At 43.2% G+C, this 26,261-nt stretch carries 24 protein-coding genes and 1 pseudogene; 10 read left to right on the top strand and 15 right to left on the bottom strand.

Annotation, left to right across the window (positions count from 1 at the left end; genetic code table 11):
• Positions 1 to 221: 221 nt before the first annotated feature.
• The 6 genes from ACEYW6_RS02155 to ACEYW6_RS02130 all read right to left on the bottom strand — a co-directional run bounded on the left by ACEYW6_RS02155 (position 222) and on the right by ACEYW6_RS02130 (position 5,847).
• On the bottom strand, positions 222 to 362 hold the full coding sequence (locus tag ACEYW6_RS02155) for a WD40 repeat domain-containing protein (protein WP_412978429.1): 141 nt from the start codon (positions 360 to 362) through the stop codon (positions 222 to 224).
• Complete coding sequence (locus ACEYW6_RS02150; protein ID WP_412978428.1) at positions 310 to 588, bottom strand: hypothetical protein; 279 nt, start codon at positions 586 to 588, stop codon at positions 310 to 312. The genes ACEYW6_RS02155 and ACEYW6_RS02150 overlap by 53 nt, the downstream gene beginning before the upstream one ends.
• Positions 589 to 661: 73 nt before the next feature.
• Positions 662 to 2,812 (bottom strand): SPFH domain-containing protein, encoded by a 2,151-nt coding sequence (locus tag ACEYW6_RS02145; protein WP_412978427.1) that lies wholly within the window; start codon positions 2,810 to 2,812, stop codon positions 662 to 664.
• Positions 2,813 to 2,965: 153 nt separating this feature from the next.
• A complete protein-coding gene (gene atpC, locus ACEYW6_RS02140; RefSeq protein ID WP_412978426.1) occupies positions 2,966 to 3,379 on the bottom strand; it encodes an ATP synthase F1 subunit epsilon in 414 nt (137 codons plus the stop codon).
• An 88-nt stretch (positions 3,380 to 3,467) separates the two neighbouring features.
• Positions 3,468 to 4,916, bottom strand: coding sequence for a F0F1 ATP synthase subunit beta (gene atpD / locus ACEYW6_RS02135; protein ID WP_190891177.1), 1,449 nt, complete (start codon positions 4,914 to 4,916; stop codon positions 3,468 to 3,470).
• 319 nt (positions 4,917 to 5,235) lie between these two features.
• Positions 5,236 to 5,847 carry a PEP-CTERM sorting domain-containing protein gene (locus tag ACEYW6_RS02130; RefSeq protein ID WP_412978425.1) on the bottom strand — a complete coding sequence of 204 codons (612 nt, stop codon included), beginning with the start codon at positions 5,845 to 5,847 and terminating at the stop codon, positions 5,236 to 5,238.
• A 613-nt stretch (positions 5,848 to 6,460) separates the two neighbouring features.
• Here ACEYW6_RS02130 and ACEYW6_RS02125 point away from each other — a divergent pair.
• Positions 6,461 to 7,285 (top strand): SirB1 family protein, encoded by an 825-nt coding sequence (locus ACEYW6_RS02125; RefSeq protein ID WP_412978424.1) that lies wholly within the window; start codon positions 6,461 to 6,463, stop codon positions 7,283 to 7,285.
• A 102-nt stretch (positions 7,286 to 7,387) separates the two neighbouring features.
• Here the strand turns inward: ACEYW6_RS02125 and ACEYW6_RS02120 are convergent, their stop codons facing one another.
• The gene (locus ACEYW6_RS02120) at positions 7,388 to 7,837 is read right to left on the bottom strand and encodes an SRPBCC family protein (RefSeq protein ID WP_412978423.1); all 450 of its coding nucleotides are present in this window, start codon (positions 7,835 to 7,837) and stop codon (positions 7,388 to 7,390) included.
• Positions 7,838 to 8,037: 200 nt separating this feature from the next.
• On the opposite strand from ACEYW6_RS02120, the gene ACEYW6_RS02115 reads away from it, so the two are divergent.
• Positions 8,038 to 9,690 carry a mechanosensitive ion channel gene (locus ACEYW6_RS02115; protein ID WP_412978422.1) on the top strand — a complete coding sequence of 551 codons (1,653 nt, stop codon included), beginning with the start codon at positions 8,038 to 8,040 and terminating at the stop codon, positions 9,688 to 9,690.
• A 432-nt stretch (positions 9,691 to 10,122) separates the two neighbouring features.
• Positions 10,123 to 10,962, top strand: coding sequence for an Rpn family recombination-promoting nuclease/putative transposase (locus ACEYW6_RS02110; RefSeq protein WP_412978421.1), 840 nt, complete (start codon positions 10,123 to 10,125; stop codon positions 10,960 to 10,962).
• A 136-nt stretch (positions 10,963 to 11,098) separates the two neighbouring features.
• On the opposite strand, the gene ACEYW6_RS02105 is transcribed toward ACEYW6_RS02110, so the two are convergent.
• A complete protein-coding gene (locus tag ACEYW6_RS02105) occupies positions 11,099 to 12,580 on the bottom strand; it encodes a GTP-binding protein (protein ID WP_412978420.1) in 1,482 nt (493 codons plus the stop codon).
• Positions 12,581 to 12,804: 224 nt separating this feature from the next.
• Between ACEYW6_RS02105 and tpiA the strand changes: the two genes are divergently transcribed.
• Entirely contained in the window at positions 12,805 to 13,536 is a 732-nt protein-coding gene (tpiA, locus tag ACEYW6_RS02100; RefSeq protein ID WP_412978440.1) for a triose-phosphate isomerase, read from the top strand.
• A gap of 78 nt (positions 13,537 to 13,614) precedes the next feature.
• On the top strand, positions 13,615 to 14,475 hold the full coding sequence (gene folP / locus ACEYW6_RS02095; RefSeq protein WP_412978419.1) for a dihydropteroate synthase: 861 nt from the start codon (positions 13,615 to 13,617) through the stop codon (positions 14,473 to 14,475).
• On the opposite strand, the gene ACEYW6_RS02090 is transcribed toward folP, so the two are convergent.
• On the bottom strand, positions 14,472 to 15,314 hold the full coding sequence (locus tag ACEYW6_RS02090) for an SPFH domain-containing protein (RefSeq protein ID WP_190891163.1): 843 nt from the start codon (positions 15,312 to 15,314) through the stop codon (positions 14,472 to 14,474). The two genes, folP and ACEYW6_RS02090, sit on opposite strands and share 4 nt — an antisense overlap.
• Before the next feature lie 378 nt (positions 15,315 to 15,692).
• Between ACEYW6_RS02090 and ACEYW6_RS02085 the strand changes: the two genes are divergently transcribed.
• Positions 15,693 to 16,037 carry a hypothetical protein gene (locus tag ACEYW6_RS02085; RefSeq protein WP_412978418.1) on the top strand — a complete coding sequence of 115 codons (345 nt, stop codon included), beginning with the start codon at positions 15,693 to 15,695 and terminating at the stop codon, positions 16,035 to 16,037.
• A gap of 407 nt (positions 16,038 to 16,444) precedes the next feature.
• The gene (gene rpsU / locus ACEYW6_RS02080) at positions 16,445 to 16,624 is read left to right on the top strand and encodes a 30S ribosomal protein S21 (protein WP_190891159.1); all 180 of its coding nucleotides are present in this window, start codon (positions 16,445 to 16,447) and stop codon (positions 16,622 to 16,624) included.
• A 249-nt stretch (positions 16,625 to 16,873) separates the two neighbouring features.
• Here rpsU and pth read toward each other — a convergent pair whose 3' ends face one another.
• The 4 genes and pseudogenes from pth to psbH form a co-directional block, all read right to left on the bottom strand.
• Entirely contained in the window at positions 16,874 to 17,515 is a 642-nt protein-coding gene (pth, locus tag ACEYW6_RS02075) for an aminoacyl-tRNA hydrolase (RefSeq protein WP_190891156.1), read from the bottom strand.
• Positions 17,516 to 17,781: 266 nt separating this feature from the next.
• Positions 17,782 to 18,054, bottom strand: coding sequence for a TatA/E family twin arginine-targeting protein translocase (locus ACEYW6_RS02070; protein WP_190891154.1), 273 nt, complete (start codon positions 18,052 to 18,054; stop codon positions 17,782 to 17,784).
• A gap of 48 nt (positions 18,055 to 18,102) precedes the next feature.
• A pseudogene (locus ACEYW6_RS02065) lies at positions 18,103 to 18,468 on the bottom strand (DUF4351 domain-containing protein); the annotation flags it as partial.
• Between the two features lie 410 nt (positions 18,469 to 18,878).
• Positions 18,879 to 19,082 (bottom strand): photosystem II reaction center phosphoprotein PsbH, encoded by a 204-nt coding sequence (gene psbH, locus ACEYW6_RS02060; protein WP_109011888.1) that lies wholly within the window; start codon positions 19,080 to 19,082, stop codon positions 18,879 to 18,881.
• Positions 19,083 to 19,167: 85 nt separating this feature from the next.
• Between psbH and psbN the strand changes: the two genes are divergently transcribed.
• Complete coding sequence (gene psbN, locus ACEYW6_RS02055; protein ID WP_012410654.1) at positions 19,168 to 19,299, top strand: photosystem II reaction center protein PsbN; 132 nt, start codon at positions 19,168 to 19,170, stop codon at positions 19,297 to 19,299.
• Between the two features lie 429 nt (positions 19,300 to 19,728).
• Here the strand turns inward: psbN and ACEYW6_RS02050 are convergent, their stop codons facing one another.
• Positions 19,729 to 23,001 carry an alpha-mannosidase gene (locus ACEYW6_RS02050; protein ID WP_412978417.1) on the bottom strand — a complete coding sequence of 1,091 codons (3,273 nt, stop codon included), beginning with the start codon at positions 22,999 to 23,001 and terminating at the stop codon, positions 19,729 to 19,731.
• Between the two features lie 87 nt (positions 23,002 to 23,088).
• Between ACEYW6_RS02050 and ACEYW6_RS02045 the strand changes: the two genes are divergently transcribed.
• Together ACEYW6_RS02045 and ACEYW6_RS02040 are read left to right on the top strand one after the other, a co-directional pair.
• Positions 23,089 to 24,801: a hypothetical protein gene (locus tag ACEYW6_RS02045; RefSeq protein WP_412978416.1), complete on the top strand. Its 1,713-nt coding sequence runs from the start codon at positions 23,089 to 23,091 to the stop codon at positions 24,799 to 24,801.
• Positions 24,802 to 24,996: 195 nt separating this feature from the next.
• Positions 24,997 to 25,293, top strand: a complete 297-nt coding sequence (locus ACEYW6_RS02040) for a hypothetical protein (RefSeq protein ID WP_412978415.1) — start codon at positions 24,997 to 24,999, stop codon at positions 25,291 to 25,293.
• Between the two features lie 4 nt (positions 25,294 to 25,297).
• On the opposite strand, the gene ACEYW6_RS02035 is transcribed toward ACEYW6_RS02040, so the two are convergent.
• Entirely contained in the window at positions 25,298 to 26,188 is an 891-nt protein-coding gene (locus ACEYW6_RS02035) for a lysophospholipid acyltransferase family protein (protein WP_412978414.1), read from the bottom strand.
• Positions 26,189 to 26,261: the final 73 nt, after the last annotated feature.

Below are 26,261 nucleotides of genomic sequence, written 5' to 3'. Positions count from 1 at the left end.
CGACCCTGGTTTCATACCTATCTTTACAGCAATACTAATGAATACTCACACCTGTGTAAAAAACCTACACCTGTCAGGCAGGGGGCAGGGGGAAAGGGGAAATATCCTCCGCCCCTTGTGGGTAGTCTTTTAACTCAGCACTATTTATATCCCTCTGCCCCCTGCTCCCTGCTCCCCTGCCTCTTGTTGGTATCTGCCACAGGCGAATTGTTCTGTCATAACTAGCGCTGGCTAACGCTAGCAGTTGCCAGAATTTTCCCATCAGGGCTGAAGGTAACTGATTTTACAGCTTGGGAATGTCCTGACAAGCTAGGTAGAACTTTTTTGGTATTTAAATCCCACAATTTGATGTTTTTTTTCATCACTAGCACTGGCTAAAGTGTAACCGTCAGGACTGATGGCAAGGGCATTCACACTACTCAATGTCCCAGAATGCCCAGTTAGAGTATGCAAGCATCGCCAAGGAAGATTTGGTAATTTCAAATTTTGAGTTTTATATTCGATACCCATTGCTTGCATAAGCTCGTCAGCTGATTGAAAGCGACGGTTAACAGAGTTTTGCAGCAACTTGTCGAGGATTTGCGCCAAGCGTAGACCCTTTGCGTCTTGTCGCCAGACATCGCTAACTTTGGTAGTAAGATAATCGTGCCTCTACCGGATGTTACTTATCTCCCGGAAAATTCACAACTATAGGTGGATAACCGTTTTCTGAGGTTGGTTGTGCTTTGGTAACTACTGGTTGTGGATGCAAAGGTGTTGTTGTCAATTCACCCTTACCAGTTTGATTCCATAAAATCATGGATAGTAGCCCATCCACTAAGCCGTTATTACTGCCGTTACTACCAACTAAGACATCTGGAATCAAGCGGACATTGCGATCGCCTATAATCTGCATCAGCTGCATTGCTGTATAACCTTGTGAACCCAAGGCTTCCACACCAGCGCGGTAGGTTTCAGCTTTGGCGTTACCTGTGGCCCGAATACCTTCAGCCTCAGCAATTGCCCGGAGTTTTGTACCCTCAGCTTCACCATTCGCCTCTTTGATTTGGGCTTGGGCTTTTAGGTCAGCAATATGCACACTCTGCTCCGATTTCACCATTTCTTGCTGGATATTAGCCAGTGCCGTTTCCCGGACAAGTTGCTGCCGTTGGGTTTGCGCCATCTGCTGGACTTCATAAGTCTTGCGTTCTTCTTCGGCAATTTTCCGGTCTGTCTGTGTCTGCATTAACGACGCTGGTGGCTGAATATCACCAATGAGGGTGTCGATCGCTTGCACATCATAAGCCCGCAATGCTGTTTTAATATACTCAGCAGCCTCAGTTTGCCGCTCACTTCGAGCAGTCAGAAAATCTAGTACAGTACAGTTTTGGGCTGAGTTGCGGAAATAATTACCGATGGTCGGTTCTAATACATGGTCTACCAGATTTTGCATTGCACCAACGCGAGAAATTACCTTTGGAGCATCTAAAGCACCCACATGGATAATTTGTGCTACTTCCAAATCAAAGGCAAATCCATCACGCGATCGCACTGTCAAGGAAGCTAGTTGAGCATCATAGCTGTGACGTTCTGTGCGGTCTGACCAATTTAAGACAATATTGGTCGTTGGCACTAGTTCCATCTTCATGATCCGGGAATTAATCGGGTGCTTGCCAGGATACAACGGTTCGACCCATACACCCTTATGTCCAGGATTAACCAAGTTACCATGAGTAAAAGCTGCACCACTGACATCTTGATGTGCTTTACCCACGAAAGAAATTACTACACCCACATACCCAATGGGAATTTCCGTCATGGGTACTTGCTCAACCTGGACAAACCAAGGGTTCAAGTTCCAAGAACCAGAAAGCAAGGTCTGTTCTTGTAAACCTCGCCGTCCACCTCCATTAATAAATTTCTGACCATTTTGAAAGTTGTCGTGTTCGTCAATTATGGGGCCTGCGAGTTCGCCAGCAGAGATTGGTACACCATCTAAGGTAGTAACGATGCCAACTTTGTCAGATGCCAGACTATACACCCGCAACTGTTCTGGATTCATGCCATGAGTGCTGGCATTTGATGCCATGATGACTTTAAACAGGGCAGTATTGATCCGGTACGTACCAGCAGTGAGAAAACCCATTTGCCGACCTTTTTCCCCACCTTGGGTGAGGAATTTCCGAGCATCTTGGAAGTTGTCACAACTGACGATTTTACCCAAAATCCGCTCTGGTGGGTTGGGTGCTCCATCTGCTGCCACAATCAAGGCGATTTCCCCTTGGGGAACGACAATTACCGACTCTTTCTTTACAGAATACTGCCAAGGCCAATAGCCCCAGTGCCAACCAGGAGCTAAACTATCTGCCTGCAAGCCAGCTTCCCCGTTGAGGGCAATCAAACTTCCGGCGGGGAGTCCACGCCCGGAAAGGGTAAATTTTCGAACTACAATGCCGACTTCACGTTCGCCAATTACTACAAGTCCGCCAAAGAATAGGGGGATAAATATAACTAAACTCCCGACAAGTACGACGGGGATTAGTACAAAAGGATCAATTCCAGCAGCTTGATATTGAGTCCTGCTAATTTGTAACTGAGCAATATTTGGTTTGGTCTGATTTAGCTGGACAGTCGCCGAAGTAATTTCTTTTGCGGTAGTTATTTTTACAGGAGTAGCATTGGCAGAGTTAACACTACCAGCGTTAGCCATTCGCGTAGCCTCTTGTAGAGAAGACGTTGGCGCAGCGATTGCTAAGGTTGTTATGATAGATGCTGCAAAAAGAGCTACCTTATTTTGTTTACGAGTACCAAGCAAAGATGAAAAGCTTTTCATAATTTGTGCCCATTTGGGCAACTAATTAGTTAAGTTAACACTTCACCAAGGCTGGCCTCGATTTCTTAAACTTGACGTAATTTTTTTAAAAGTTAATAAATATTTTGTAGGTTGGACATTGCCCAACCTACAAAGTGGAAATAGAAAGTTAAATTAGACCAAACCGCCAGCCGCTTGAAACCGAGCGCGGGCCCGTTTGAAGGCTTGGTTTGCCTGAATTTGGGCTTGGCGATCGTCTCCTGCAACTTGACTTAGACGCGCTTCTGCTTGGTTGTAAGCAGTACGGGCTTCATCAAGGTTAATTTTGTCGCCACGTTCAGCGCCGTTAACCAGAATTGTCACTTCATTTTCTTCGACTTCGGCAAAACCACCCAAAAGAGCGATCGCTTGCCAATTCTGATTTTTAGCGGCGCGGACTCGCATTACACCAGTATCCAGGGCGGTCAAAAGTGGTGCGTGTCCAGTTAGGATACCTAGTTGACCAGTGGTGCTAGGCAAAACTACTTCTTCCGCTGGGGCATCCCATACTGTTTTATCTGGGGAAATTACACGAACGGTTAATGTCATTTGTCTTTTGTCCTTTGTCCTTTGTCCCTTGTCTTTTGCCACTAGTCATTAGCAGTTGAACTAATGACTAATGACCAATGACTAATGACTAACCTTTGATTTTTTCAGCTTTAGCGATCGCTTCGTTGATATCGCCAACCAAGTAGAAAGCCTGTTCTGGCAGAGCATCCAACTCACCAGACAGAATCTTCTGGAACCCTTTGATAGTATCTTCCAACTTCACATACTTACCAGGGGAACCGGTAAATACTTCTGCCACAAAGAACGGCTGAGACAAGAAGCGCTCAACTTTCCGCGCCCGCGCCACGATTAGACGGTCTTCTTCAGACAATTCATCTAGACCGAGAATGGCGATAATGTCTTGGAGTTCTTTATAACGTTGCAGAGTTGATTGCACCGCACGGGCAGTATTGTAGTGTTCGTCACCTACAATATTTGGTTGTAGCATGGTGGAAGTCGAACCAAGGGGGTCAACTGCGGGATAAATTCCCTTAGCTGCCAAACCGCGAGACAGCACTGTGGTACCGTCCAAGTGGGCGAAGGTAGTAGCAGGTGCGGGGTCGGTGAGGTCATCCGCAGGTACGTACACTGCCTGAATGGAGGTAATGGAACCCTCTGTTGTTGAGGTAATCCGCTCTTGCAGTTCACCTACGTCGGTTCCCAATGTCGGCTGATATCCTACCGCTGAGGGCATCCGACCCAGTAGCGCGGATACTTCCGAACCTGCTTGTACAAACCGGAAGATATTGTCAATAAACAGCAGCACATCCTGCTTGTTCACATCTCGGAAGTACTCTGCTACTGTTAATCCCGAAAGACCAACCCGCATTCTGGCTCCGGGTGGCTCGTTCATTTGACCGTAAACTAGAGCAATTTTTGATTCGTTGAGGTTGTCTTTGTTGATAACCCCAGACTCAATCATTTCGTTGTAGAGGTCATTGCCTTCACGGGTGCGTTCACCCACGCCAGCAAATACGGATACTCCACCATGCTGGGTAGCGATGTTGTTAATCAACTCCATCATGATTACGGTCTTACCAACACCAGCACCGCCGAATAGACCAATCTTACCGCCGCGTCGATAGGGAGTCAGAAGGTCAACAACTTTAATCCCGGTCTCAAACACCGAAGGTTTGGTTTCCAGGTCGGTGAATTTGGGAGCAGAGCGGTGGATGGGTAAACTTGCCTCAGCATTTACAGGGCCTCTGTTGTCCACAGGTTCGCCAAGGACGTTGAAAATTCGACCCAAAGTGGCTTTACCAACTGGTACGTTGATGGGAGCGCCTGTATCGGACACTTCAAAACCGCGCACTAAGCCTTCGGTGGAACTCATCGCAACAGTCCGCACCTGGTTGTCGCCCAGCAGTTGCTGTACTTCAACGGTGATGTTGATTTCCTGTCCAGCTTCGTTGGTGCCAACGATTTTCAAAGCGTTGTAGATTTGTGGCAATTTCCCGCCGGGAAATTTAACGTCTACAACTGGGCCAATGATTTGGGTAATGTAGCCAATGTTTGTTTTTTCTGCGGTTGTGACCATGCTGCGCCTAATGAGTGAAGCTAGTTTTCAGATACGGTCGGAGAAGACATAATAATAAGCAATGTCAATTTTCACTTTAGCACCGGACGGGGACATAACTCCCTTAGTAATTCCTTAAAAAGGAGTTTGGCGGCTGTGGTTGTAGCCCTTATCCTGACCTTTATCCCTAATCTCATTTTTCAGATGCGATCACCCTAGCTATCATGCGGTGTAGCGAAAGATGCTATTTTATTAAATTGCCTAAATATTTGCATTTGCACTTGTAGCAAAAAAGCTAGATTTTGATACCTAGCTTTTGCTTCATAAATTAAGGATTATATTAGCAGTGAACTTGCTGCTTCTGCTGGCGCTTGAATTTAGAGGTGACACCAAAAGCACCCAAACCAAGCAAGCCAATTAAAGAAGTTGGTTCAGGAACAGCAGCAGTGTGATATGTTACATTATCCAACACTGTAGAGCCATTGTTCCAATTTACACGAACTTCATCAACCAGTCCTGTATAACCCGATGACAGAAAAGTTGGTGTAGCAGAAGGTGTAAGCGATGCAGATGTTGCCTGTAGTGTTCCTCCATTGTAAAGTGAAAAGCTTACTGGAAAAGAGGAATCACTTCCAGCGAAATAACTACCATCAAAGATTACGGGTGATGCAAAGTAGAATGGAATGCTGCTTGGGCCATTCCACTTGTCATAGTTGCCATAGATTCGGTTCGGAATTGACTCAGGAGTGTATGGGTTTTGCTCGAAACCGTAATAAATCCAATTATTATCCCATTGGATTCCACCATAGCCATCCGGTACTAGAAAGTTATCACCTGTTAGATCGTCAAACGTTACGACAGTAAATGCATTGGCACTTGGGGAGATGGCTAAAGCTGACAAACTACAAGTTGCTAGCGTAAGCGTTGCGCGTAAAATGTGATGAGTATTCATTAATTAACCTCGTTGTATCTAAATGCACTCAAATTTGCCAGCGAAATTAAACAAAAATCTTCCATAGTAGGTGAAGATTTAGCCTTTCGCTGCGATCGCACCTACAAGCACTAATTACTAGGCTATCGGCATACTATTAACTTGATATCAGATAGATTGTATAACTACCAGCATTATTGATAAATAGAGTTGAATAAACAAGTATTATTGCTGTTGTTCGCTAAAAGTTTACAATATTAATTTGTATTTTACTATTTTAGGAAAATTGTAAAAACCAGAATATATAAAGCTTTCGAGGCGATTTTGTGGCTAATACTAAATTAATAACTATATAAAAATTGTATAAATTTATAGTATTAATTGGTGGAAATTACATATTCATACCACGTTATGTGCTTTGCGTGGGCGCAGCCCGTCGTATACATCACCAACACAGCATTTATTCAAGTTAGTTGGCAATAGAATAGTAAAGCTATGTACAAACTAAATTTCCAAAACTTCTGAATATCCATAAGATAAAGATAGGTACAAAAAACTGTTTTTAGCCAAGCTGCGATGTCTGGGTTAGGCGTAGCTGCGGCTTTATCCTCACACTTCCACCGAGCAACAGCTTATGAATTTCTCGTCAGCACGACAATATTTTTACCAGGAGATTCAGCAGTCTGACGAGCACATTGACTTAGCAAAGGCAGCTTTGTATATTGCACAAGAAGAATATCCCAATTTAGACCCAGAGGAATATCTCAACGCCCTTGATACAATGGCATGGGAGCTTCAAGAACGACTGCCTGACTCACGATATCCTTTGCGAATAGTTCAAAGTATTAACCAGTATCTCTACGATGATTTAAAGTTTTCTGGTAATAAAATTGACTATTACGACCCGCGCAACAGCTTTTTCAATGATGTAATTGACCGCCGACTGGGGATTCCCATTACCTTAGCGCTGGTTTACCTAGAAGTTGCCCGACGGATTGATTTTCCGATGGTGGGTGTAGGGATGCCAGGACATTTCCTAATCCGCCCAGATATTCCAGATATAGAGATTTTTGTCGATGCTTTCAATGGTGGCGAAATAATATTTGCCCAAGATTGCGAGGAACGCCTGTCTCAACTTTATCAGCAACCCGTGTCGCTACAACCAGAGTTTTTAGCTGTAGTCAGTAATCGGCAATTTTTGGCACGGATGCTGACAAATCTAAAATTTATTTACCTCAAACAGCAAGAGTTAGAAAAAACACTGGCAGCAGTTGAACGAATTTTATTGCTGTTTCCTGGTTTAACTTTAGAGTTGCGCGATCGCGGTCTGATCTATTATCAACTCGGTTACTACCCCCAAGCTGTAAACGACTTACAAAATTATTTAACAAAAGTTCCCGATGCCGAGGATGCATCTGTGATTCGGCGGCTACTTACCGAATTGGGTAAAGATCGGTAGGAGGGATGGAGAAGCAGGGGAAGAAATAAGTAATGCCCAATCAATGCCCAATTACGAATTACGTTAGCGTAGCGGTAGCGAGTCCGCGAGCGTCATTACGAATTACGAATTATGTTGTTCTTCTGCGACTCGTTTGAGGCGGCGCAGCTGGGCTTGCATATCTGCTTTTGTCCAAGATGCGGCAAAGGTGTTGAAACCCCAACTAATCAAGGGGTTAGGGATATCGTACTCAAAGCGGTTGAGTAAGAGCGTTCCCTTTTCTGTGGGTTGACATTCCCAGCGATCGCGCCCTTGAAAAAATCCCTGAAATTCCCAGACTACCAAACCCGGTTGTCGTTCCACAACTACGCTATTCAAAGTGGGTTTCAGTAGAGGAATTTGAATGATAAAACGGCTTTCACTCCCGACATCGGTGCTCCAAGCTTCGCCCACTGGTTCGCAACGGAGGACGGGATTCAGCCAGCGGTGCATGAGAGCTAAATCGCTAAGACAGCGCTCCACTACCGTAGCTGTAGCATTAATTTGAATCGATTGTTCCAAAACTTGGGACATTCCACATATTTGATGCTGTTGCTGCAATTAGAGTAACGCAAAATTCAGCACTGCCAGTAAATTAAATCAAATATTTAGTAACAAAGTCAAAAATTACTCTTGATATCAATGCCATAGATGTATGTTTTTACTGGTAAATTGATAGGCAAAACACTTACTCAGTGTTTGCGGCGAATACTTAAGCTTAATTCCGAAAAACCATGAACACAACTTGGCAAGGAATAACCCAGGTGATAGAAGTTGGTTTGCCCATGAGAGTGCAGCAATTTTTGGCACAATCGCCCAGCCTGCAACCAGTGCAACCAGCAGTGAATCAAGGAATCGCTGATGTGCAAGGTATTGTTCAACAGTTGATTCTGTTTACACCCCGTTTGCTGGGGGCAGTAGCAATTTTGTTAGTTGGTTGGCTAATTGCAGCGATCGCAGCAGCAGTGACACGAGGAATCCTCAATCGCACAAATATAGATAACCGCATTGCCGCAGGGATAACGGGTCGTCAAGATGTTCCTCAAGTGGAGAAATTCATCTCTAGCTTAGTGTTTTGGAGCATTCTTCTACTGACTGCGGTAGCTGTTTTACAGACATTGGATCTGGAAATAGCGTCTCGACCCCTGAATAATTTTCTCAATCAACTTATTGGCTTTTTGCCAAAGTTGGTTGGTGCAGGAATCATTTTGGTAACCGCCTGGTTTTTGGCGACCATTGTGAAGATGATCACTGTGCGTTCATTACAGGCATTTAACCTGGATGAGCGTTTGAATCCAGAACCAGAAGATAGGGCACCCAGCCTCACTCGGTTGTCTCTGAGTGAGACAATTGGCAATGCTCTGTATTGGTTTATATTTTTACTGTTTCTTGCCCCAGTTTTGGATACTCTCGAACTAAGGCAGGCTCTACAACCAGTACAAGCTCTCATTACAGAAGTTCTGCTAATTTTGCCGAACATTTTAGCGGCGATCTTAATCGCTGTAGTTGGCTGGTTCATCGCTAATGTAGTACGGCGGATTGTAACGAACTTGCTGGCGACAACTGGTATCGACCATTTAGGTAGTCGATTGGGATTATCTTCGACTGCGGGGGTGCAACCTCTATCGAGCATTATCGGCACAATTGTCTATGTTTTGATTTTGATTCCTGTGGCGATCGCAGCCCTCAATGCCTTGGGAATTGCTGCCATATCAGTGCCTGCGATCGCAATGCTGCAACAGGTTCTCAACGCCCTACCTGCGATCTTTACAGCCATTGCAATTTGGATTGTTGCCTATTTTGTGGGGCGCTTTGTCGCGGATCTGGTTACAAGTATCCTTACCAACTTAGGCTTTAATAACATTTTCACCATCCTCGGTCTAGCAACACCCAGTAGACGCATCGAAATTTCAACAGAACCAACAGTTGAACCGACTCCAGCCCGTACTCCATCGGAAATTGCAGGCATTGTTGCCTTAGTGGGTATCATGCTATTTGCAACAGTGGCGGCGGTGAATATCTTGAATATTCCAGCCCTGACAGCATTGGTGTCGGGTATTGTGATTATATTCGGGCGGATTTTGGCGGGATTGGTGATCTTTGCCATTGGATTATTTCTGGCAAATCTCGCTTTTAACATCATTACCAGTTCTGGTGAACGTCAAGCACAGATTTTGGGACAAGTGGCGCGGATTGCAATTATTACCTTAGTCTCTGCAATGGCACTGCAACAGATAGGAGTTGCCAGTGATATTGTCAATTTAGCCTTTGGACTTTTACTAGGTGCGATCGCAGTTGCGATCGCCCTAGCTTTTGGTCTTGGAGGGCGCGATATTGCCCGCGAGCAAGTTCAAGAATGGCTCGACTCTTTCAAAGGTAGAAACTAAAAGTTGATGAAAGCGTAATTTCATCTATAAATCTCTGAAAATGCAGCCATAAGCATCAGTAGTGGAGAAAATCTCTCGGCAATTTTACCTAAAAAGTTGAAAGTTAGAGTTTAGAAGCTCGGAGTTTGAGTGTAGGACTTGACATTTCGAGTTTAAAGGTCGAAGTTTTGAGTTCAGAAGCTCAAGTTCCGAGTTCAAAAGTTCAAGTTCCGAGTTCAAAGGTCGAAGTTCCGAGTTTAAAGGTCGAAGTTCCGAGTTTAAGGGTCGAAGTTCCGAGTTCAAAGGTCGAAGTTCCAAGTTCAGAGGTCGAACTTCCGAGTTCTAAATACATGTCACTATAAAAAATGTGCTCAAATCAAGCTGCGACGTAGAATAGCCCGTCGTACCCATGGTCTTTCAAATAATCAATAACATCAGATGCAATCTATATAGATGGCAGAATATGACAACCTTTGTAAAATACTCGCAGAAAAATACCCCCGTGATTTTACTCGTTGGTTATTAAATCAAGAACCGCGAACAATTGAAATCTTAAAAACCGAATTAAGCATTGAACCGATACGTGCTGATTCAGTAACATTTCTGCAAACGGAAAATCGGATTTTACACCTAGAATTTCAAACCACAATCAAATCCCAAAAACCAATTTCTCTGCGGATGCTAGATTACTATGTCCGATTGACACGGAAATATCAAGTTCCTGTTACGCAGGTAGTGATTTTCTTACAAGAGACAAGTGACGAAATTGCTTTTACCGAAGAATATGTCAGCGAAGTCACAACCCACCGTTATCGAGTTATCCGAATGTGGGAGCAAGATTCAGCACTATTTCTTAGCAATCTGGCGTTATTACCTTTAGCACCGTTAACGCGAACAGATTCAGCCCAGGCGTTATTATCGCAAGTTGCCGAGGAAATTGCTAAAATTCCAAATATCGAGACCAAACAAAATACTGCTGCTTACACGGAGATTTTAGCAGGATTAAAGTTTGAGAAAGATTTTATTCGTCAATTATTGCGGGAAGATATTATGCAAGAATCAGTTATTTATCAAGATATTTTGCATCAAGGAGAACAAAGGGGAGAACAAAAAGAAGCTTTTCGCTTCTTAAATCGCCAGTTAAATCGCCGATTTGGAGAAATAGATTCATCAATATTTGAGAGAATTCGAGTTTTATCTACTGAACAATTGGAACAATTAGGAGAAGAGTTTTTAGATTTTACGAATGTATCTGATTTAGTCGCTTGGCTTGAGCAAAATACAAGCAGTTGAAATAATTCGTAATTCGTAATTCGTAATTACGAATTAGTTAAAGCAAGCTTACGCGCAGCGTCTCTGAACAGGAGAAGCAAGGAGCTTCTAGGAACGAACATGGCTCACCGAACCTTATTTATTCCACGTCTATGTATCACTTTCTGAGTTTTACTTTGTAGAGTAATTCATCTTTAATGCGGTTGAGAATTGAAGTCTCATCCAGATTTGTCAAAATCCGATTAATCACTGCTTTCGGCCCATCAGGCCCCCAAGTTGCGCCATTGGCTAAATAAACTTTGGTAACTTGTCCAATCCCGTAAGAAGAAACACCAGCTACTCCCCCTTGGGTGATGGCTACCGATATATAAGGGCCTAGCGCAATGCCACCTGTAGCTGTTGCAGAGATCCCAAGTAAAGTTTTTAATCCACTTAAGCCCAAATTTGCTAACAATTCACTCGCACCGATGCCGCCCATACTCAGGGCGATTTTTTGTAGCAGTTGTACAGCCCCGGCTTCAGTCATAGAGAAGCCATACAGTTTAGATAAACCCAAAATTAGAGCAATATCAATTACCACACTACTCAGAATATCTACCACAGTTACGGGATTAAGTGCGATCGCTAATGCCTTGGTCATCACAGCCTTCCAAATCAACTGATTGGCATTCACCTCCCGAATCATCAGTTTTCGTTCTATCAACTGCTCATTTACGATATCGGCATAAAGCATGGTATTGAGGGCAACCAAAGCTTTTCCCTCACGATGTAGAATCTCCAAGATTTTCAGCTTGAGTTCCTCAACTTGGGCATTACCTGTACGCAACTGTATGCCCCTAGTACCATCAGGGCGACGAATCGCCGTCTTCACCAATGGCGATGCCGCAGCCATGACAATTTCTAGAGGCGTGAGCAATTCTCGCACCCTTTCATCCCGGATTTTGTGATAAATTGCCATCCGGTCTGCTTCTGGATACTGGTCTACTTTGTTAAACACCAAAATAATCGGTTTACCTGCTTCCCGCAACTGAGAAAGAGCGGCATATTCTAGCTTTGTCATGTCGCCAGATATCACAAACAGAATCAAATCTGCTTGTTTGGCAATCTGTTCAGCTAATGCGGCACGGGTTGCACCATCTACTTCGTCTAACCCAGGCGTGTCAATTAATTCCACCTGGGATTGACCTACACCAGGCAGAGTGACTCGCAAAGCACGTTCAGTTTCCCCAATCGCTTCCTCACTAATACTCCAATTAACTCTTTGTGCAGCACGAGTGACACCATGTAGCGGCCCAGTTTCAAATACTGTTTGCCCAACCAAAGAATTGAGTAGAGAAGACTTACCACGTCCCACCATGCCAAAAGCTGCAATCTGCACCACCATGCGGTCTAACTTCCCCAGCATGGTTTCCAAATCCGCAATTTCTGTCTCCAATCCGGTTTTTTCTTGGGGGGTGAGGTCAAGATTGGTCACCAAGTTTCGCAGCGCCGTTTGTGCTTGTTTATAGTTCAGTTCCGTCTGAATATCTTCAAAACTGAAAATGGCACTATCTAGTTCTTCCTCCCAACTCAGAGAATTTGGGTCAGTGTTAGCGGAATCGCTTTGATGAGGTTCAGGCACAGGCAATGTCGAAGTCATATTAATTTGAGATTTTGGATTTTAGATTTTAGATACACCCCCTCTACCATCCTAGTTATTTTTAGCAAGGGTTTGGCGAGATAAGACAGAGGTAGCAGGAGAAGAATAATTTTTACCCCATACCCTATACCCAATGACCAATGACTAATGACTAATGACTAACAAAAAGTCATAAACTGAAAAATGCATCTAAATAACTCGTTAGGATCTTGACTAAATTACCTGTGCGGAAAATCGTTATTGCCGGCAACTGGAAAATGTACAAAACCCAGGCAGAAACCCAAGAGTTTCTACGAGGATTTCTGCCCCACTTAGAGGAAACGCCCCAAGGGCGAGAAGTGATATTGTGCCCTCCTTTCACTGATTTAAGCGTTTTGTCCAAGACTTTGCACGGTAGCCTTATCCAACTAGGGGCACAAAATATCCATTGGGAAGAATATGGAGCTTATACGGGTGAGATTTCTGGCCCAATGCTGACAGAAAGTGGTGTGCGCTTTGTGATTGTCGGTCATAGCGAACGACGGCAATTCTTTTGTGAAACAGACGCAACCGTTAATCTACGCCTCCGAGCGGCTCAAAGGTTTGGTTTGACCCCAATTCTCTGTGTTGGCGAAACAAAACAACAACGTGATGCGGGAGAAACTGAATCAGTGATTTCTCTCCAACTCGACAAAGGGTTGGTAGATATTGATCAGGATAATTTGGTGATTGCCTATGAACCAATTTGGGCGATTGGTACTGGTGATACCTGTGAAGCAGCGGAGGCGAATCGGATAATTGGCTTAATTCGTAGCCAGTTGAGTAATCCAAATGTATCAATTCAATATGGTGGCTCAGTCAAGCCGAATAATATTGATGAGATCATGGCTCAACCAGAAATTGATGGTGTTTTAGTGGGAGGAGCAAGTTTGGAACCTGAGAGTTTCGCTCGGATTGTGAATTTTCAGTCAGTGTGATGTGCTTTCTTCTCGTTCCCATGCCCTGCATGGGAATGCCCACAGTGAGGCTAATGCCTTACATAGCAATGTAGATTTATGCCAAGCAACTTGATAATTCGGGGACGCTGTTTCGAGTGGGGACAGCGGACTTATTTAATGGGCATTTTGAATGTAACGCCTGATAGCTTTAGTGATGGGGGTGAGTTTAACACTACCTCTGCTGCTTTAGTGCAGGCGCAAGCACTGGTGGCTGCTGGTGCTGACATTATCGATGTGGGCGGTCAATCAACTCGACCAGGGGCAAAGCAAATAACTCTGGAGGAGGAACTTGACCGGGTGTTATCGGTGTTACAGGTGCTAAGACCAGAAATTTCAGTCCCGATTTCTGTAGATACAACCCGTGCTGCTGTAGCAAGGGCATCTGTAGAAGCTGGAGCGGATATTATTAATGATATTTCTGGTGGCACTTTTGACTCAGAAATGTTGCCAACAGTGGCAGAGTTAAGTGTGCCGATTATTTTGATGCACATCCGCGGAACACCACAGACAATGCAACAACAGACTGATTATCAAGATTTGCTCACAGAAATTTATAGTTTTTTGGCGAGGCAAATTGGGGTAGCAACTGCTGCGGGCATTGACCTGGATAAAATTATTATTGATCCTGGTATCGGCTTTGCTAAGAACTATGAGCAAAATTTAGAAATTTTTCGCCGCCTGCGATCGCTAACAAGACTCAACTGTCCTATCTTGGTAGGAGCATCTCGTAAAAGCTTCATTGGTCGGATTTTAAATCAACCTGATCCCAAAGCACGAGTTTGGGGAACGGCAGCAGCTTGTTGTGCTGCTATTCTTAATGGCGCTGATATCCTCCGAGTTCACGATGTTCAAGAAATGCGCGATGTTTCACTAGTAGCCGATGCGCTACTGAGACAAGATCCACAGCATGACTCTTAAGTATTACCGTTTTCGGATTTTTTGCCGTTACCTTCTTGATTTACTGACTCAGCTATCAACTCTTGAAACATTTCACTTGAGTTAGCCGGGTCTACAAAGACAATTTTGGCATTATTGCTCTCACCAAGTTTTTGGCTAGCATCTACGTAATCTTGAGCTACAAGATACCGCAGAATGTCTCTACTGTCAGGATTGGAACGCAGAGCTTGAGAAATGATTTGCACTGAAGCCATAGTTCCTTCTGCTTTTTTAATGGCGGCTTCCTTTTCCCCTTCTGCTTCGGTAATCAGCGCCCGTTTTTTGATTACAGCGGCTTGCTCCTCTTCCCTAGACTTTCGTACACTCTCAGGTAGGGTAATTCTCTGAAGGTCTAACCGGATAATATCAACTCCCCAATCTGCTGTTATATTATTTAACTGGTCTAGGATAGCTGAGTCCATCTCCGATCTGGAGACATTGGTCTGCTCTAGGGTGTTCTGGGCAATGACTTCCCGGAGCGTGGTTGTGGTTACCTGTGTCAGTGCCCCTTGCAGATCCTCAATAGCATAAAAGCTTTTTTCAATATCTCTAATACGCCAGTACACAATAGCATCCACTTCCACGTAAATATTATCTTGGGTAATCACATTCTGAGGTTTGATGTCTAAAAACTGCTCTCGTGTAGTATCTTCCATCACAATCTGATCTACCAAGGGAACAATAAAGTTCAGCCCTGGCTTAAGTTTCCGATGATACCGCCCCAAGCGTTCGACTAGGGCTTCATTACCTTGATTAATCAGTTTTGCAGAACCTAAGGCATAACCTATAAGCGCTAAGACTATAGCAATGATTGGCTCCATATATGCTCCTATTCAGCTTTTGGGCGAATTTAGTATCAAAGATATGCTACTAGCTTGTCATATCTTTGAGTTTAATCTTTTGAGTCTGTAATTTTATGAACACTAGCAGCGATGTCTGATGTCGAGTCGCTGCGCGTCTTGTACATATTTTCTATTTGCGGAATGCGATCGCTATTAAAGCACCTTGATAAAACGCTGGCAAGGACTACTTCATGTAACCAACATTACTTGTATTGGTATCTTAAACTACGGGAGACAAAATATCAGTATATTTACTTAAATTTAATTATTTTTTTTACGTAAAATTTAGTAATATTTTAGAAACTTCAGTATAATCGGATTAAAATTGGCTTCAGCCATTATAAATATACAAATATTATGGGCAGACTGTTAATCAGACTTATAGGTTTAATCCTACTTTTTACAGGCTTATACTTTTTTGGTCAAAATATAATATTTGTTAGCGGTTACTATCTACCTTTTTCCAGTAGATTACCTGCTACTGTTTCCGTATTAGCAATCATGTCAGGTGTGTTTACATTAGTGTTTTTTCGCAGAGAAGCTAGTCAGCTTGGGTGGATTTTGTTAGGTATTGGCATAGTACTAGTTTTTTTCAGTGGTGGAGTAATTTTCCGATCAACTAGCTTATGGAATTTATTTGTTGGTTTTGCAGCATTAGCAGCCGGATATAAATTATTTAATGAGGGCAGAATCAACTTCTAAAATCTGCAAACATAATCATATTTTCTCATATTTGCTATAGCAATCAGATAAGATTGCGAAGAATTAAAAGTCACATTATCCGCGATTTATTTAAAAAATTGGGGATATTCTCTCTCTCGAATCGCTTAGGATTGTTATAGTAGCCAAGACTACATTTATCGCCAGTTAATATTACAGTCAGGAAAATTTGACATTGCAATTTTGCCATCTTCTTTACTGCCGCGGAGAGCGCATTAGGGCAGTTAGATTAACTTTTAGTTAAATGCGAATTTCACAATCTAGAAGCACACACAACTAGCCTCAACTAGACGAATAGCCTCTTAATCATGACTTTAGCTCAGGGGGGTTTTACTAAGGTTGAGGCTACTATTACAATGGAAACTATTCATTATGAGGAATAGGCAAGAATGACCCAGGTGGTTCTAGGAGAGAACGAAGGAATAGACTCAGCTTTGCGTCGGTTTAAACGTCAGGTTTCCAAAGCTGGGATATTAGCTGATGTAAAATATCATCGGCACTTTGAAACACCAATAGAAAAGCGCAAACGTAAGGCAGTGGCAGCTAGACGCAAAAGACGTTTTAACTAAACTTACTTGGTTTGGTAGTGGCGTTGCTTGAGGTTATGACCTAAAACAGGCAACAACGCGATTGCCATTATTCTTACAAAAATTAAGCAAACTATGCCGCACCCCAAATTAGGATGTAGATGAGTCACTTTTCCTAAGCAAAGAAGGCGTAAGGGCTTTATCTCGGTTGGATGGAGCAAGCTAAAATCGCTGCCCATCAAACCAACATAAGAGCCTTTGCCAAGCTTATAGGATAGTATTCATCCAACCCTAAGACTCAGAATTATTAATGGTGCGGCTATTACAAATATTCATCGCCTTTTCTACTCCCTGCTTGAGGCTTAGTTCAATACACTCAACCACGAACTGAAGTACAAGAGACATCTGCTGATTTTCGGCAGCAGAAAATCGCCCCAGCACATGAGAAACAGCATCAGAATCATCGTTATTAGCTGCACCTTTGGGTTTACCAATACCGATTCGCAAACGGGGAAAGTTTTGGGTACTAAGATGTGCGATCGCACTTTTCATGCCGTTATGTCCTCCAGCGGAACCAGATAAGCGCAGACGAGTTTTTCCCAAGGGCAAATCCATATCATCATAAATCACCAGCACTGACTCAGGCGGCAATTTATACCAACTTGTTACTGCTTGGATTGCTTGTCCTGAGCGATTCATATAAGTTAACGGCTTTAGCAAGCGGATCTTACCTCTACCTGGGGCTATACCCTCGCCATACTCACCCTGAAACTTGCGGTTTTCTGCTAAGGAAATGTGCCAAGAACGGGAGAGAGTTTCTACAGCAGCAAAGCCAATATTATGGCGTGTTTGGTCGTACTTGCTTTCTGGATTCCCCAATCCAACAATTAGCTGGGGAATCACCAAAGCTGGTTGCTTAACAGCTTCTGTCATTTTGCCTACAGTCAATTGATATCCAGCATTCTCCTATTCACATCCTCCCCCCGCTATATCAGGAGTACCTGATATAGCGGGGGATTGCAAAGATCGCTCCTCGTTTTTCGCCCTCGATTCATCTCGCCGCCATAATTTTTGATTATGGCGGGAGCCTTCTCTCCGACTTAGGTAAAGGCGGAAATAAACCTACTATTTCATTACAGCCAAAAAGTCCAGAATTAAAGCATTCATGACTTTTGACTTTTGACTTCCGCGTAGCGGTACTAGCTAGGTTGCGAAGAACTAGCGGTATCCTGCTCAGATTTAGCAGGATAGATTTGCTTAGGTTCCAGTTCAGCAGTAGTCTTGACAACTTCTTCTAGCTGTTCTGCTTCTTTTTGAAACTCGGTTTGAAACTCCTTAGAAGCTTCTTGGAAACTACGAATTGTTTTGCCCACACTCCGACCAATTTCTGGCAGCTTCTTTGGGCCAAAGATTAACAATGCAACTACCATAATTACAGCCATTTCCGGCAAACCGATACCAAATATATTCATTTTTGTCTCCTGTCAACTATAGAACCACTACCATAGACTCATATATTATTATTGGCCCTTCTGCTCTAATGTATTGAACCAAGTTTTTAAATCTGCGTAGTTTACCGCCGTAGGCATCGCTTGAAAATCTAACAAAGCTTCACCGAGATTTTCTAATTGCTCTAGGTCGAGGCTTTCAATTTGCTCACGCACTTCTTGGGGTAATTCTCCCACGCGCCGAGTTATTTGACGAACAATGAGCGATCGTTCTCGTTGTTCTCCTCGTTGTTCCCCTTCAGCGAGAATCTCTTGATAAATAACTGATTCGCGCATCATACCCTCCCGAAACAAGTTTCTAATCAAGTCTTTTTCGTATTTTAACCCGGCTAAGATTTGAGTATAGGCGGAAATTTCTAGTCGTTCTCTTTGCTCAAGATGCTCCCGAACGCAAGGCTATCAGACTTAGGTTTTGTACGTGAACAAGTTGGTTGAAATCTGCTGTAACAATTAGTCTAAATAGTGTTTATACAAAACTATAGTTGATATTAGCAGTGCCAGTGAATTTGCGATAGTAGTTCAGCTTAAGCAAATCTAAGCTCTTTAACTATTGCGATGGGTTAAACAAAGCGCAATCCAACAAAGCCCTGGAAATATTGTTTTACCCTGTGGGATCTTGCTACGTTCCTCAAGGGACTTGCAAAAAATAAATTATCCCAAATTATTTCTAGAAGGGGCGCAAGGCCTTGCGCCCCTTCTTGCCCAGTAGCAAATAACAACCTACAAAAAAACCCGGAAGTACCGGGTGTAACTTAACTTGTTATCCAAACTTGATAGCTGTGTATCTATTAGCGTCCTAAACTCCGCCAATCGACTACTACATCCTCAACCAACAGTGTTCTATTGTAAAGTTGCAGAATAATTAGCAGAAACACAAAAAATAGCAAAATAAAAACAGCCATCACAGGGGTAGTACCCCAACCTGGAGCCACTTTCCCATATTCAGAGTTAAGTGGTTTCAGGATATCTCCCAACCTAGTCCTTTGCGCCATAGTTCACCTAAGATTACTTGCCAAAGCTTTTTTTAATCTTCTGTAATATTCTATAAGAATAGCACTCATAATCTATCTCTCAATTATGGAACCCGCAATAGTTCTTAGCATTTCTATGGCTGCCGTAGTGGTTGCCATCACCGGAATTTCGATTTATACCTCCTTTGGCCCTCCTAGCAAGGAATTGAACGATCCTTTTGATGACCACGAAGATTAAAAGAGTTAGGAGTTTGGAGAGACGCGATTAATCGCGTCTGTACAGGAGTTAGGAGTCAGCCGCTAGTACAGCTAGACCTCTGTCCTTTTAGGCTACGGTGTACACACATCTTTCTAGAAAACCAAAATCGTCCTAGATCCCCCTAAATCCTCCTTAAAAAGGGGGATTTTGAGAGCTTTTTGCCCCCCTTTTTAAGGGGGGTTGGGGGGATAAGAAGCCTGTGGCGCAACTCTAGAAAACTTATGTATACACCGTAGCCGATGCTTTGGGGAGGGAACTAGATTTCTTTTTCCCCCCAATATATCGGGGGGATTAAGGGGGGTAATTCAACTTGTGTGTACACGTTAGCTCCTTTTAGGAGAGAGGCTTTGAATCCTACTCCCCTTCCCTACAAGGGAAGAAGGAGCTGGGGGTTAGGTCTGTATTGACTTATCCAAGTCTGGGATTAATTGCTGGCACTACCTTGAAACTGGCGATTTTCCAAGGCTGTATCGTCAAGATTTGTTGCCCAGATGAGAATTCAGTAGTAGAGGAACGCTCTAACAAATCTACTTTATCTCCTAGATTCAACCCTAAATCAGTTTGCAAAGATAACTCGGCTGTTTCTCCGTGACATTCATAACACCGCAGGATTAATTGTTGTGGGTCATCCTCGGATGGCTTCAAGGCCATCAAGATTAAATTTTCATCTGATAAATCTAGAAACCTCATCCCTTCAATAGTACTGTTAGCGGTAGCGGTGCGTTGAGCCAGTGCTGTTAGCTGTAGCGGGGCGTTTACGTTGTGAGTTGTAAGTGGATTCAATATCACTTGCAATGGGATATTCAATTCATAGCCACGCCGTACTGTATGGGCTGATTCCCAGCTACCAGCATGAGGATACAAGGTATATGTAAACTCGTGAAAACCTCTATCAGCCTCTGAGTCTGGCCAATTAGGACTGCGTAGCAGTGTCAGGCGGAGTTGATTCGGTTTGCTGTCGTAACCGTATTTACAATCATTTAGCAGACTAACACCGTGAATACCCTCCTGTGTTTCTCCTGTTAAATCAGCCCAACGCAAAGCGGGAACTTCCCATTTTGCCTGTTCTGCGGGGGTTTGCGGTTTAGTTGGGCGGCGAATTGCGCCACAGGGAATTTCGTATGTAGCAAAGTCTGCTTCAAAATTGAGGGGAAAAGCAGCTTTCACTAATACATGATTTTCTTGCCAATTAACGGTAGTAGCTATTTTCAGCAGAGGTGAACCAGCTTGCAGAATATAGTCTTGGCAAAATTCCGATTCACCCAACTGACGCACCACGCGCACACGGCTTTGCACAGGGCCTTGTTCTAACCACTGAATAGATAGAAGATTTGTTGAGGGTAAGGGATGTTGAGCGTAATTGGGGTCTATATTCCAAGCATCCCAATATTGACCACTGTCTTTAAAAGCTTGTAGTTGATTCCCCGCCCCACTTAAAATTTCTCGTTGATAAGTTTTATCAAAAACACTTGATAAATCTCCGGTGTCAGGGTCTATAACAACTCGCAAGAATTCATTTTCTAAAATCCAGTCTGGGAGGAGGGGGGATGAGGGAGATGGGGGAGATAGGGGGGAAAGCCAAAATATGCGGTAGCCTATGGGTGGAATTTCGGTTGCGAGAAATAGTAGGATGGATGGTTCAGATAATTGGGAGACAAGCTGCTTTCCAGAAGTGTCGTAAATCTGCCATTCTTCTGGTGTGGGTAAGGCTACAGAGACTACCTCAGAACGTTGCCAATTGAGAGAATTGAAAACGAAAATAGGCAAACTATCGGGTTTTGGTGGTTCTGATAGGGTAATGTGAGATGCGATCGCTAAAAGTGATTCTTGTAATATCTTCGTTCCTATTTGTTCCACTTGCTGCCACTGGGGCAACGCATCTGTGTAAACTTGGGTAATTGAAGAACCAGGTAAAATATCATGAAACTGTTGAAATAACACCAGCTTCCAAGCTGCTTCGATTTCTGCTTTAGGATACGTCACACCACAGCTTACGGTTGCCAAGGTAGCAAATAGTTCAGCTTGATACAATAAATTTTCACAACGACGATTCCAACGTTTTTGATCTGCGTGAGTAGTGTAGCAACCGCGATGGAATTCTAAGTATAGTTCGTCATTCCAGGTGGGGAAGGGAGGGGGAGCAGGGGAGGCAGGGGGGGAATTATAATTACTGACAGACGCGATGAATCGCGTCTCTACAATTTGCTGTAAATATTTTTCAGCCGTTGTGAATTCTAAGTTTGGGAAGAAAGGCGACTTTTGCCAGCGTTGGGCGGTTTCTAACATATCACGGGTGGGGCCGCCGCCGTGGTCACCGACACCGGGAAGCCAGAGAGATTCTGGTAAACCAGTTTGGGATTGCCACTCAAGAGCATAGGATGCCATTTTAACTGGGTCTATAGCTTCACCGATAGGTGCAGACATCAAACTAAAGACTTGGCACCCGTCAGGCGATCGCCACCAAAAAGCCCCATAATCAAATTTAGTAGTATCATTCCACCGCAACTTCTGGGTGACAAAATACTCAATTCCGGCATTAGCGAAAAACTGCGGTAAAGTTGCACAAAAACCAAAAGTATCTGGAACCCACACCACAGTTGAAAGCTTACCAAATTTTTCTTGGATGTAGCGCTGACCATACAATAGCTGACGGACTATTGATTCACCAGCAATCAGGTTAAGTTCCGGTTCCACCCACATCCCACCGATAACTTCCCAACGTCCTGCGGCTACCTGTGCTTGAATCGCTTGAAACAAATCTGGGCGATGTTCTTCAATCCAAGCATAAAGTGCGGGAGTCGAATGACAGAAAATTAACTCAGGAAAATCTTCTTGTAACTTCAGAACCGACTCAAAAGTATTTTGCGCCGCATTCCAAGTTTCACTCACAGGCCATAGCCATGCTAAATCTAAGTGAGCATGACCCAATAAGAAAATTTTAGATTTTTGATCCCCCCAACCCCCCTTCAAAAGGGGGGCTAATATATCGGAATGAATTAGGTTTTGGCGTAAAGATAAAAATGACCTTACCAACTCTTCTTTCTCTGTGTCCTCTGCGCCTCTGCGGTTCGTAACCTCCCCTACCATCGCCGCCAAAACTTCCAGCTTCTCCGGCGCAAACCGTTCCAAATAAAGTTGCAGCACAGCTAACTCATCAGCCACAAAACCCGGATCGGGATTATTATCAACAGTAGACTCATAAACTAGGAGCGATCGTACTAAAGCACCATCACAATGTCCCGGACTCACTAACCGCAAAGCCACAGTAAATTCTTCCCCTGGTGTCACCCCTCGACCCAGAAGCACTCTAGGCGAACAATCAAATAAATCACCCTCCAGCACTAACTCCCCATTCACATAAATCTCAGCAGAATCTGCCCACCAAACCAGCGCCAACCGCAAAGATAACCCAGCTAAGGGATAGCCCTGTAAATCTTGGGGAACCACCAATCTTTGCACTAGCCATAGCACTTTTTTACCGCCTGTCCAAGCGATATGTTCTTTAGCATTCAACTGAACAGGTTGCCAATGAGACAAATCAGCAGCTACAACATCAGTAATAATCAGGTCAGATTCCTGATATAGCCATGTAGACTGAAGATTAACTTGACAAAAAGAGCGCAGTTGCTCGATTGCTTGGGAGATAAATTTGGTCTGGGATTGAGAGACAGTCGGGGTCATATTTTCGCTAAGATGAGGTGTTGGTTGTTTTTATTGTTTGGCGCGAGTCTCACAACTTAACAAGACTTGAACTAAAAAATTACTACTATGTCTTCTGGTTCTTCTGGTCGTTATCAAAGCAGACTATTTAACTTTGTCCACCAGCAATCTCGGCGGGTGACAGAACAGTGGGAACACACCTTCCGGCATTTGCAAGTTGCTACTAAGTGGGGTGTGGAGGTACTACTTTACCCAGTGTATCTACTGTTTCAGTCATCTGAATCATCTGGGAAAACGCTACAGACCAAAGAACCACAAACTAGACTAAAGTTACAACCAAATGATACCGATTTCCAGTCCGAAATTCCAAATGTTGATAGTCCCATTCAACATGTACTAGAGGCAGTCAATTATCTGTCATCTGATGAACCCGCCTCTACTCTTACGAAAACATCTGAACCTTTCAATCCCTTGGTTTTTTTGGGAGTGTTGCGGCTGAAATTCCTTGATAATAACTCTACAAATAACGCTAGTCTTACAGAATCATCAAATATTACAGAGAATCAAGCCAGAAGTATCAACCCTTCACAGCTAGAGAACGCTCTCAAACAATATCTTCCAGTAGTGCGGGGAATCGCCACAAATTTGATGAATCGTAGTTTAGTACTTGTTACTACCGACAATGAAATTTTAGATGTTTTAACACCTCAACAGCAGGCAAAATTAGAAGACCGAATTATTAGCGAAGTTGCTAATTACTGGCAGTCTTCTCTACGAGACGCTGCGCGTTCGCGTAGCGTTCCGTTGGTGCAGCCTCTCGTAGAGAAGGAAAGGCAATTGATTACAGCTAGAAAAGAAACGGAGCTGTTACCACAAATTGACCGTTTATTAGCAAAGCTTACTGATGGGAATACAGCTAAAATGCCAGTTTTAGCTGAGGGGATATTAAAAGATTTCATTAATACAGATAAATTATTAGCATTTCTAGATATAGCCGTTGCTAAGTTGGAATCAAATGCTTTAGTACCTGTGCAAGAACGTAGCCAGGAAATTGTCCAAGTTGCCCAAACTCAGTTAAACATATTTCTTTATGGCAAAGAGCAATTAGCTGTTAAGGGAGAAATTGCAACTACTGCTGATGGTTTGGAAACTCATACACTGAATCTTCAGGCTTTGATTGAGGCTGCGCTTAATTACTTTTTTGGTGTTGGTAATAGAAAAACACTTGAGCCAACAACCAGTGATGAGCGATTGCCAGGTAAACTATTATCTTCACGCCTTAGAAAAGCCTTGTCCAAAAGCCGTCAGTTGCAGAATCAGGATTTAACAGATGATCCTTGGCTAACGTGGAATGATTTATTTGGTAATACTGAAATAATTGCTGATAAGCCAGTTACACTTTCTCAAAGAAAAAATCCTGCTTTCGCCTCAAGTTTATCAGTAGGAAATTTTTCACAAAATAATTTGACTGTAAAACAACCTAAAGTTAAATCTGGCTTGGTGCAAAGGAAACAATTAACTAGTAATCTCGCCTCAAGTCAAAAAATATCTGGAAAAGTTGCCTCTGCAAAACAAACCCGAACCAGTATTTCCCAAACTAAAAGCGAGAGTCGTAAAGGGGAAATGTTGCAACAACAGTTTCATCAAAGCAGTCAAGTTGAGGCACAACCAGACTGGATAGAAACCAAAGCAACTTCAACGGGCTATGAGAAGCACCCCTTAGAGCAACTTTTGGAATGGGTTGATTATGCTATGCTCTGGCTAGAAGAGAGATTTGTAAAGATTTTTAGGTCGTTACGGCAACTATGGCAGGGGAAATAATATTAATTCGTAATTCGTAATTCGTAATTCGTATTTCGCCAAATATTAGTTTGGTTTACAGCTTTATGGCTGTAGCCTAATTTTGGATAATCGGTATAAGCTGATCGATATTTTTTAAAAAACTATTATAATATTTACATTTTTTCAATTAAAGGATAATTTTGATTATCTATAATCTTATTGGTGGTTATCTAAGTGAAAATTATTGTTTACTGTAAATACTTCAATTTCAAAAATCCACTAGATAAACCAAAAGTTGAGACATTTGTGGTAAATATACCTCAAATCCCTAAGATAGGTGAAACAATTGTAGTTGAAAGAATTTCACCTCAAAAGGAGTTCGTAATTATCTTTGAGTACATTGTGACAGCAGTCCAGTTTAATGCATCTAGGGAATCGGCTGACTCGGCAGATGCTCAAGTAAACGCATTTTTAAACCACTGTTGGGAGGGAACATCAAATTTCAAAGTTACAAACTTTTTAGAGCAATAATCTCTTACCACAACATGTGATTTAGGAAAGAACGTAACAGCTTTAATCCTGTTGGTTCTTGATAGTTAGTTGGCAACAGAGCCAGCATAGCATTCTGTAACATTTCTAAAGCTACGTCCACTTCCTGGCGCTTTGGTCTGGTTGTTTGGGTAAAATGTAACGGTTCACCTACCCGAATTGTTAACTCTTTTCCCAAATAAAGGTCATGAGTTCCAATTAGCCCAACTGGAATAATCGGTACACCAGCCCGCAAGGCATAAATTACAGTCCCGCGTTTCAAAGGGAGATGCAACTTACCCTCAGCAGTTCCTAGTCGTCCTTCAGGAAAGAGAATCATCCCATCTCCACGAGTCAAAATTGCCAGAATAATGCGGTCTATTTGTCGCAGTGTGTGTATATCTTCCCCTGTCGGTACTGTCTGTTTAATTGCTGCGGCTAGTTCAACTAAATCTTGCCTTCCTGCTTTAGCCGCTTCCATAACAGCAACTTCTTCTTTCCACACCCGTTCCAAAGGAATCACACCCCCCGCAAAACCCAGGATTAGGCGCTTCCACCACTTGTTATAGAGAGTACGGGCATCGCCCAGGATGTAATAGTGGGGTTGGGTAGGGAGTTCGGCTAAGAGGAGTAAGGGATCGATGTGGTGGAGATGGTTGACAGCTAGAATTGCAGGTTCCTGAGGTATTCTTTCGAGGTGTTCGACCCGTACCTTGAAAAAGGAATGGATGAGCGATCGCATTACAAAACGACGCAGCCCAGAGTTGGCTCTAGGTTCCGAATGTCCCTGATTAATACCTTCCAAGCGATTGAGAGTTTTTTCGATAATTTGGCGAACAGCGCGATCGCCAGCCGCAGCTACACCCTCTTTTACCCGCTTGATACTTGCAGCAGTCAAACTTTTTAATTGTGTACTATCTTCCTGCTGATGGTTGGATTTTGAGTCGGCATGAACTTCGGAAGTTACCCCA

The organism is Nostoc sp. UIC 10607 (assembly GCF_047228265.1).
In the GTDB taxonomy this organism is placed as follows: domain Bacteria; phylum Cyanobacteriota; class Cyanobacteriia; order Cyanobacteriales; family Nostocaceae; genus Nostoc; species Nostoc foliaceum_A.
The sequence above is the reverse complement of the archived record's forward strand: the minus strand, read 5'-3'. Positions and strand labels throughout refer to the sequence as shown.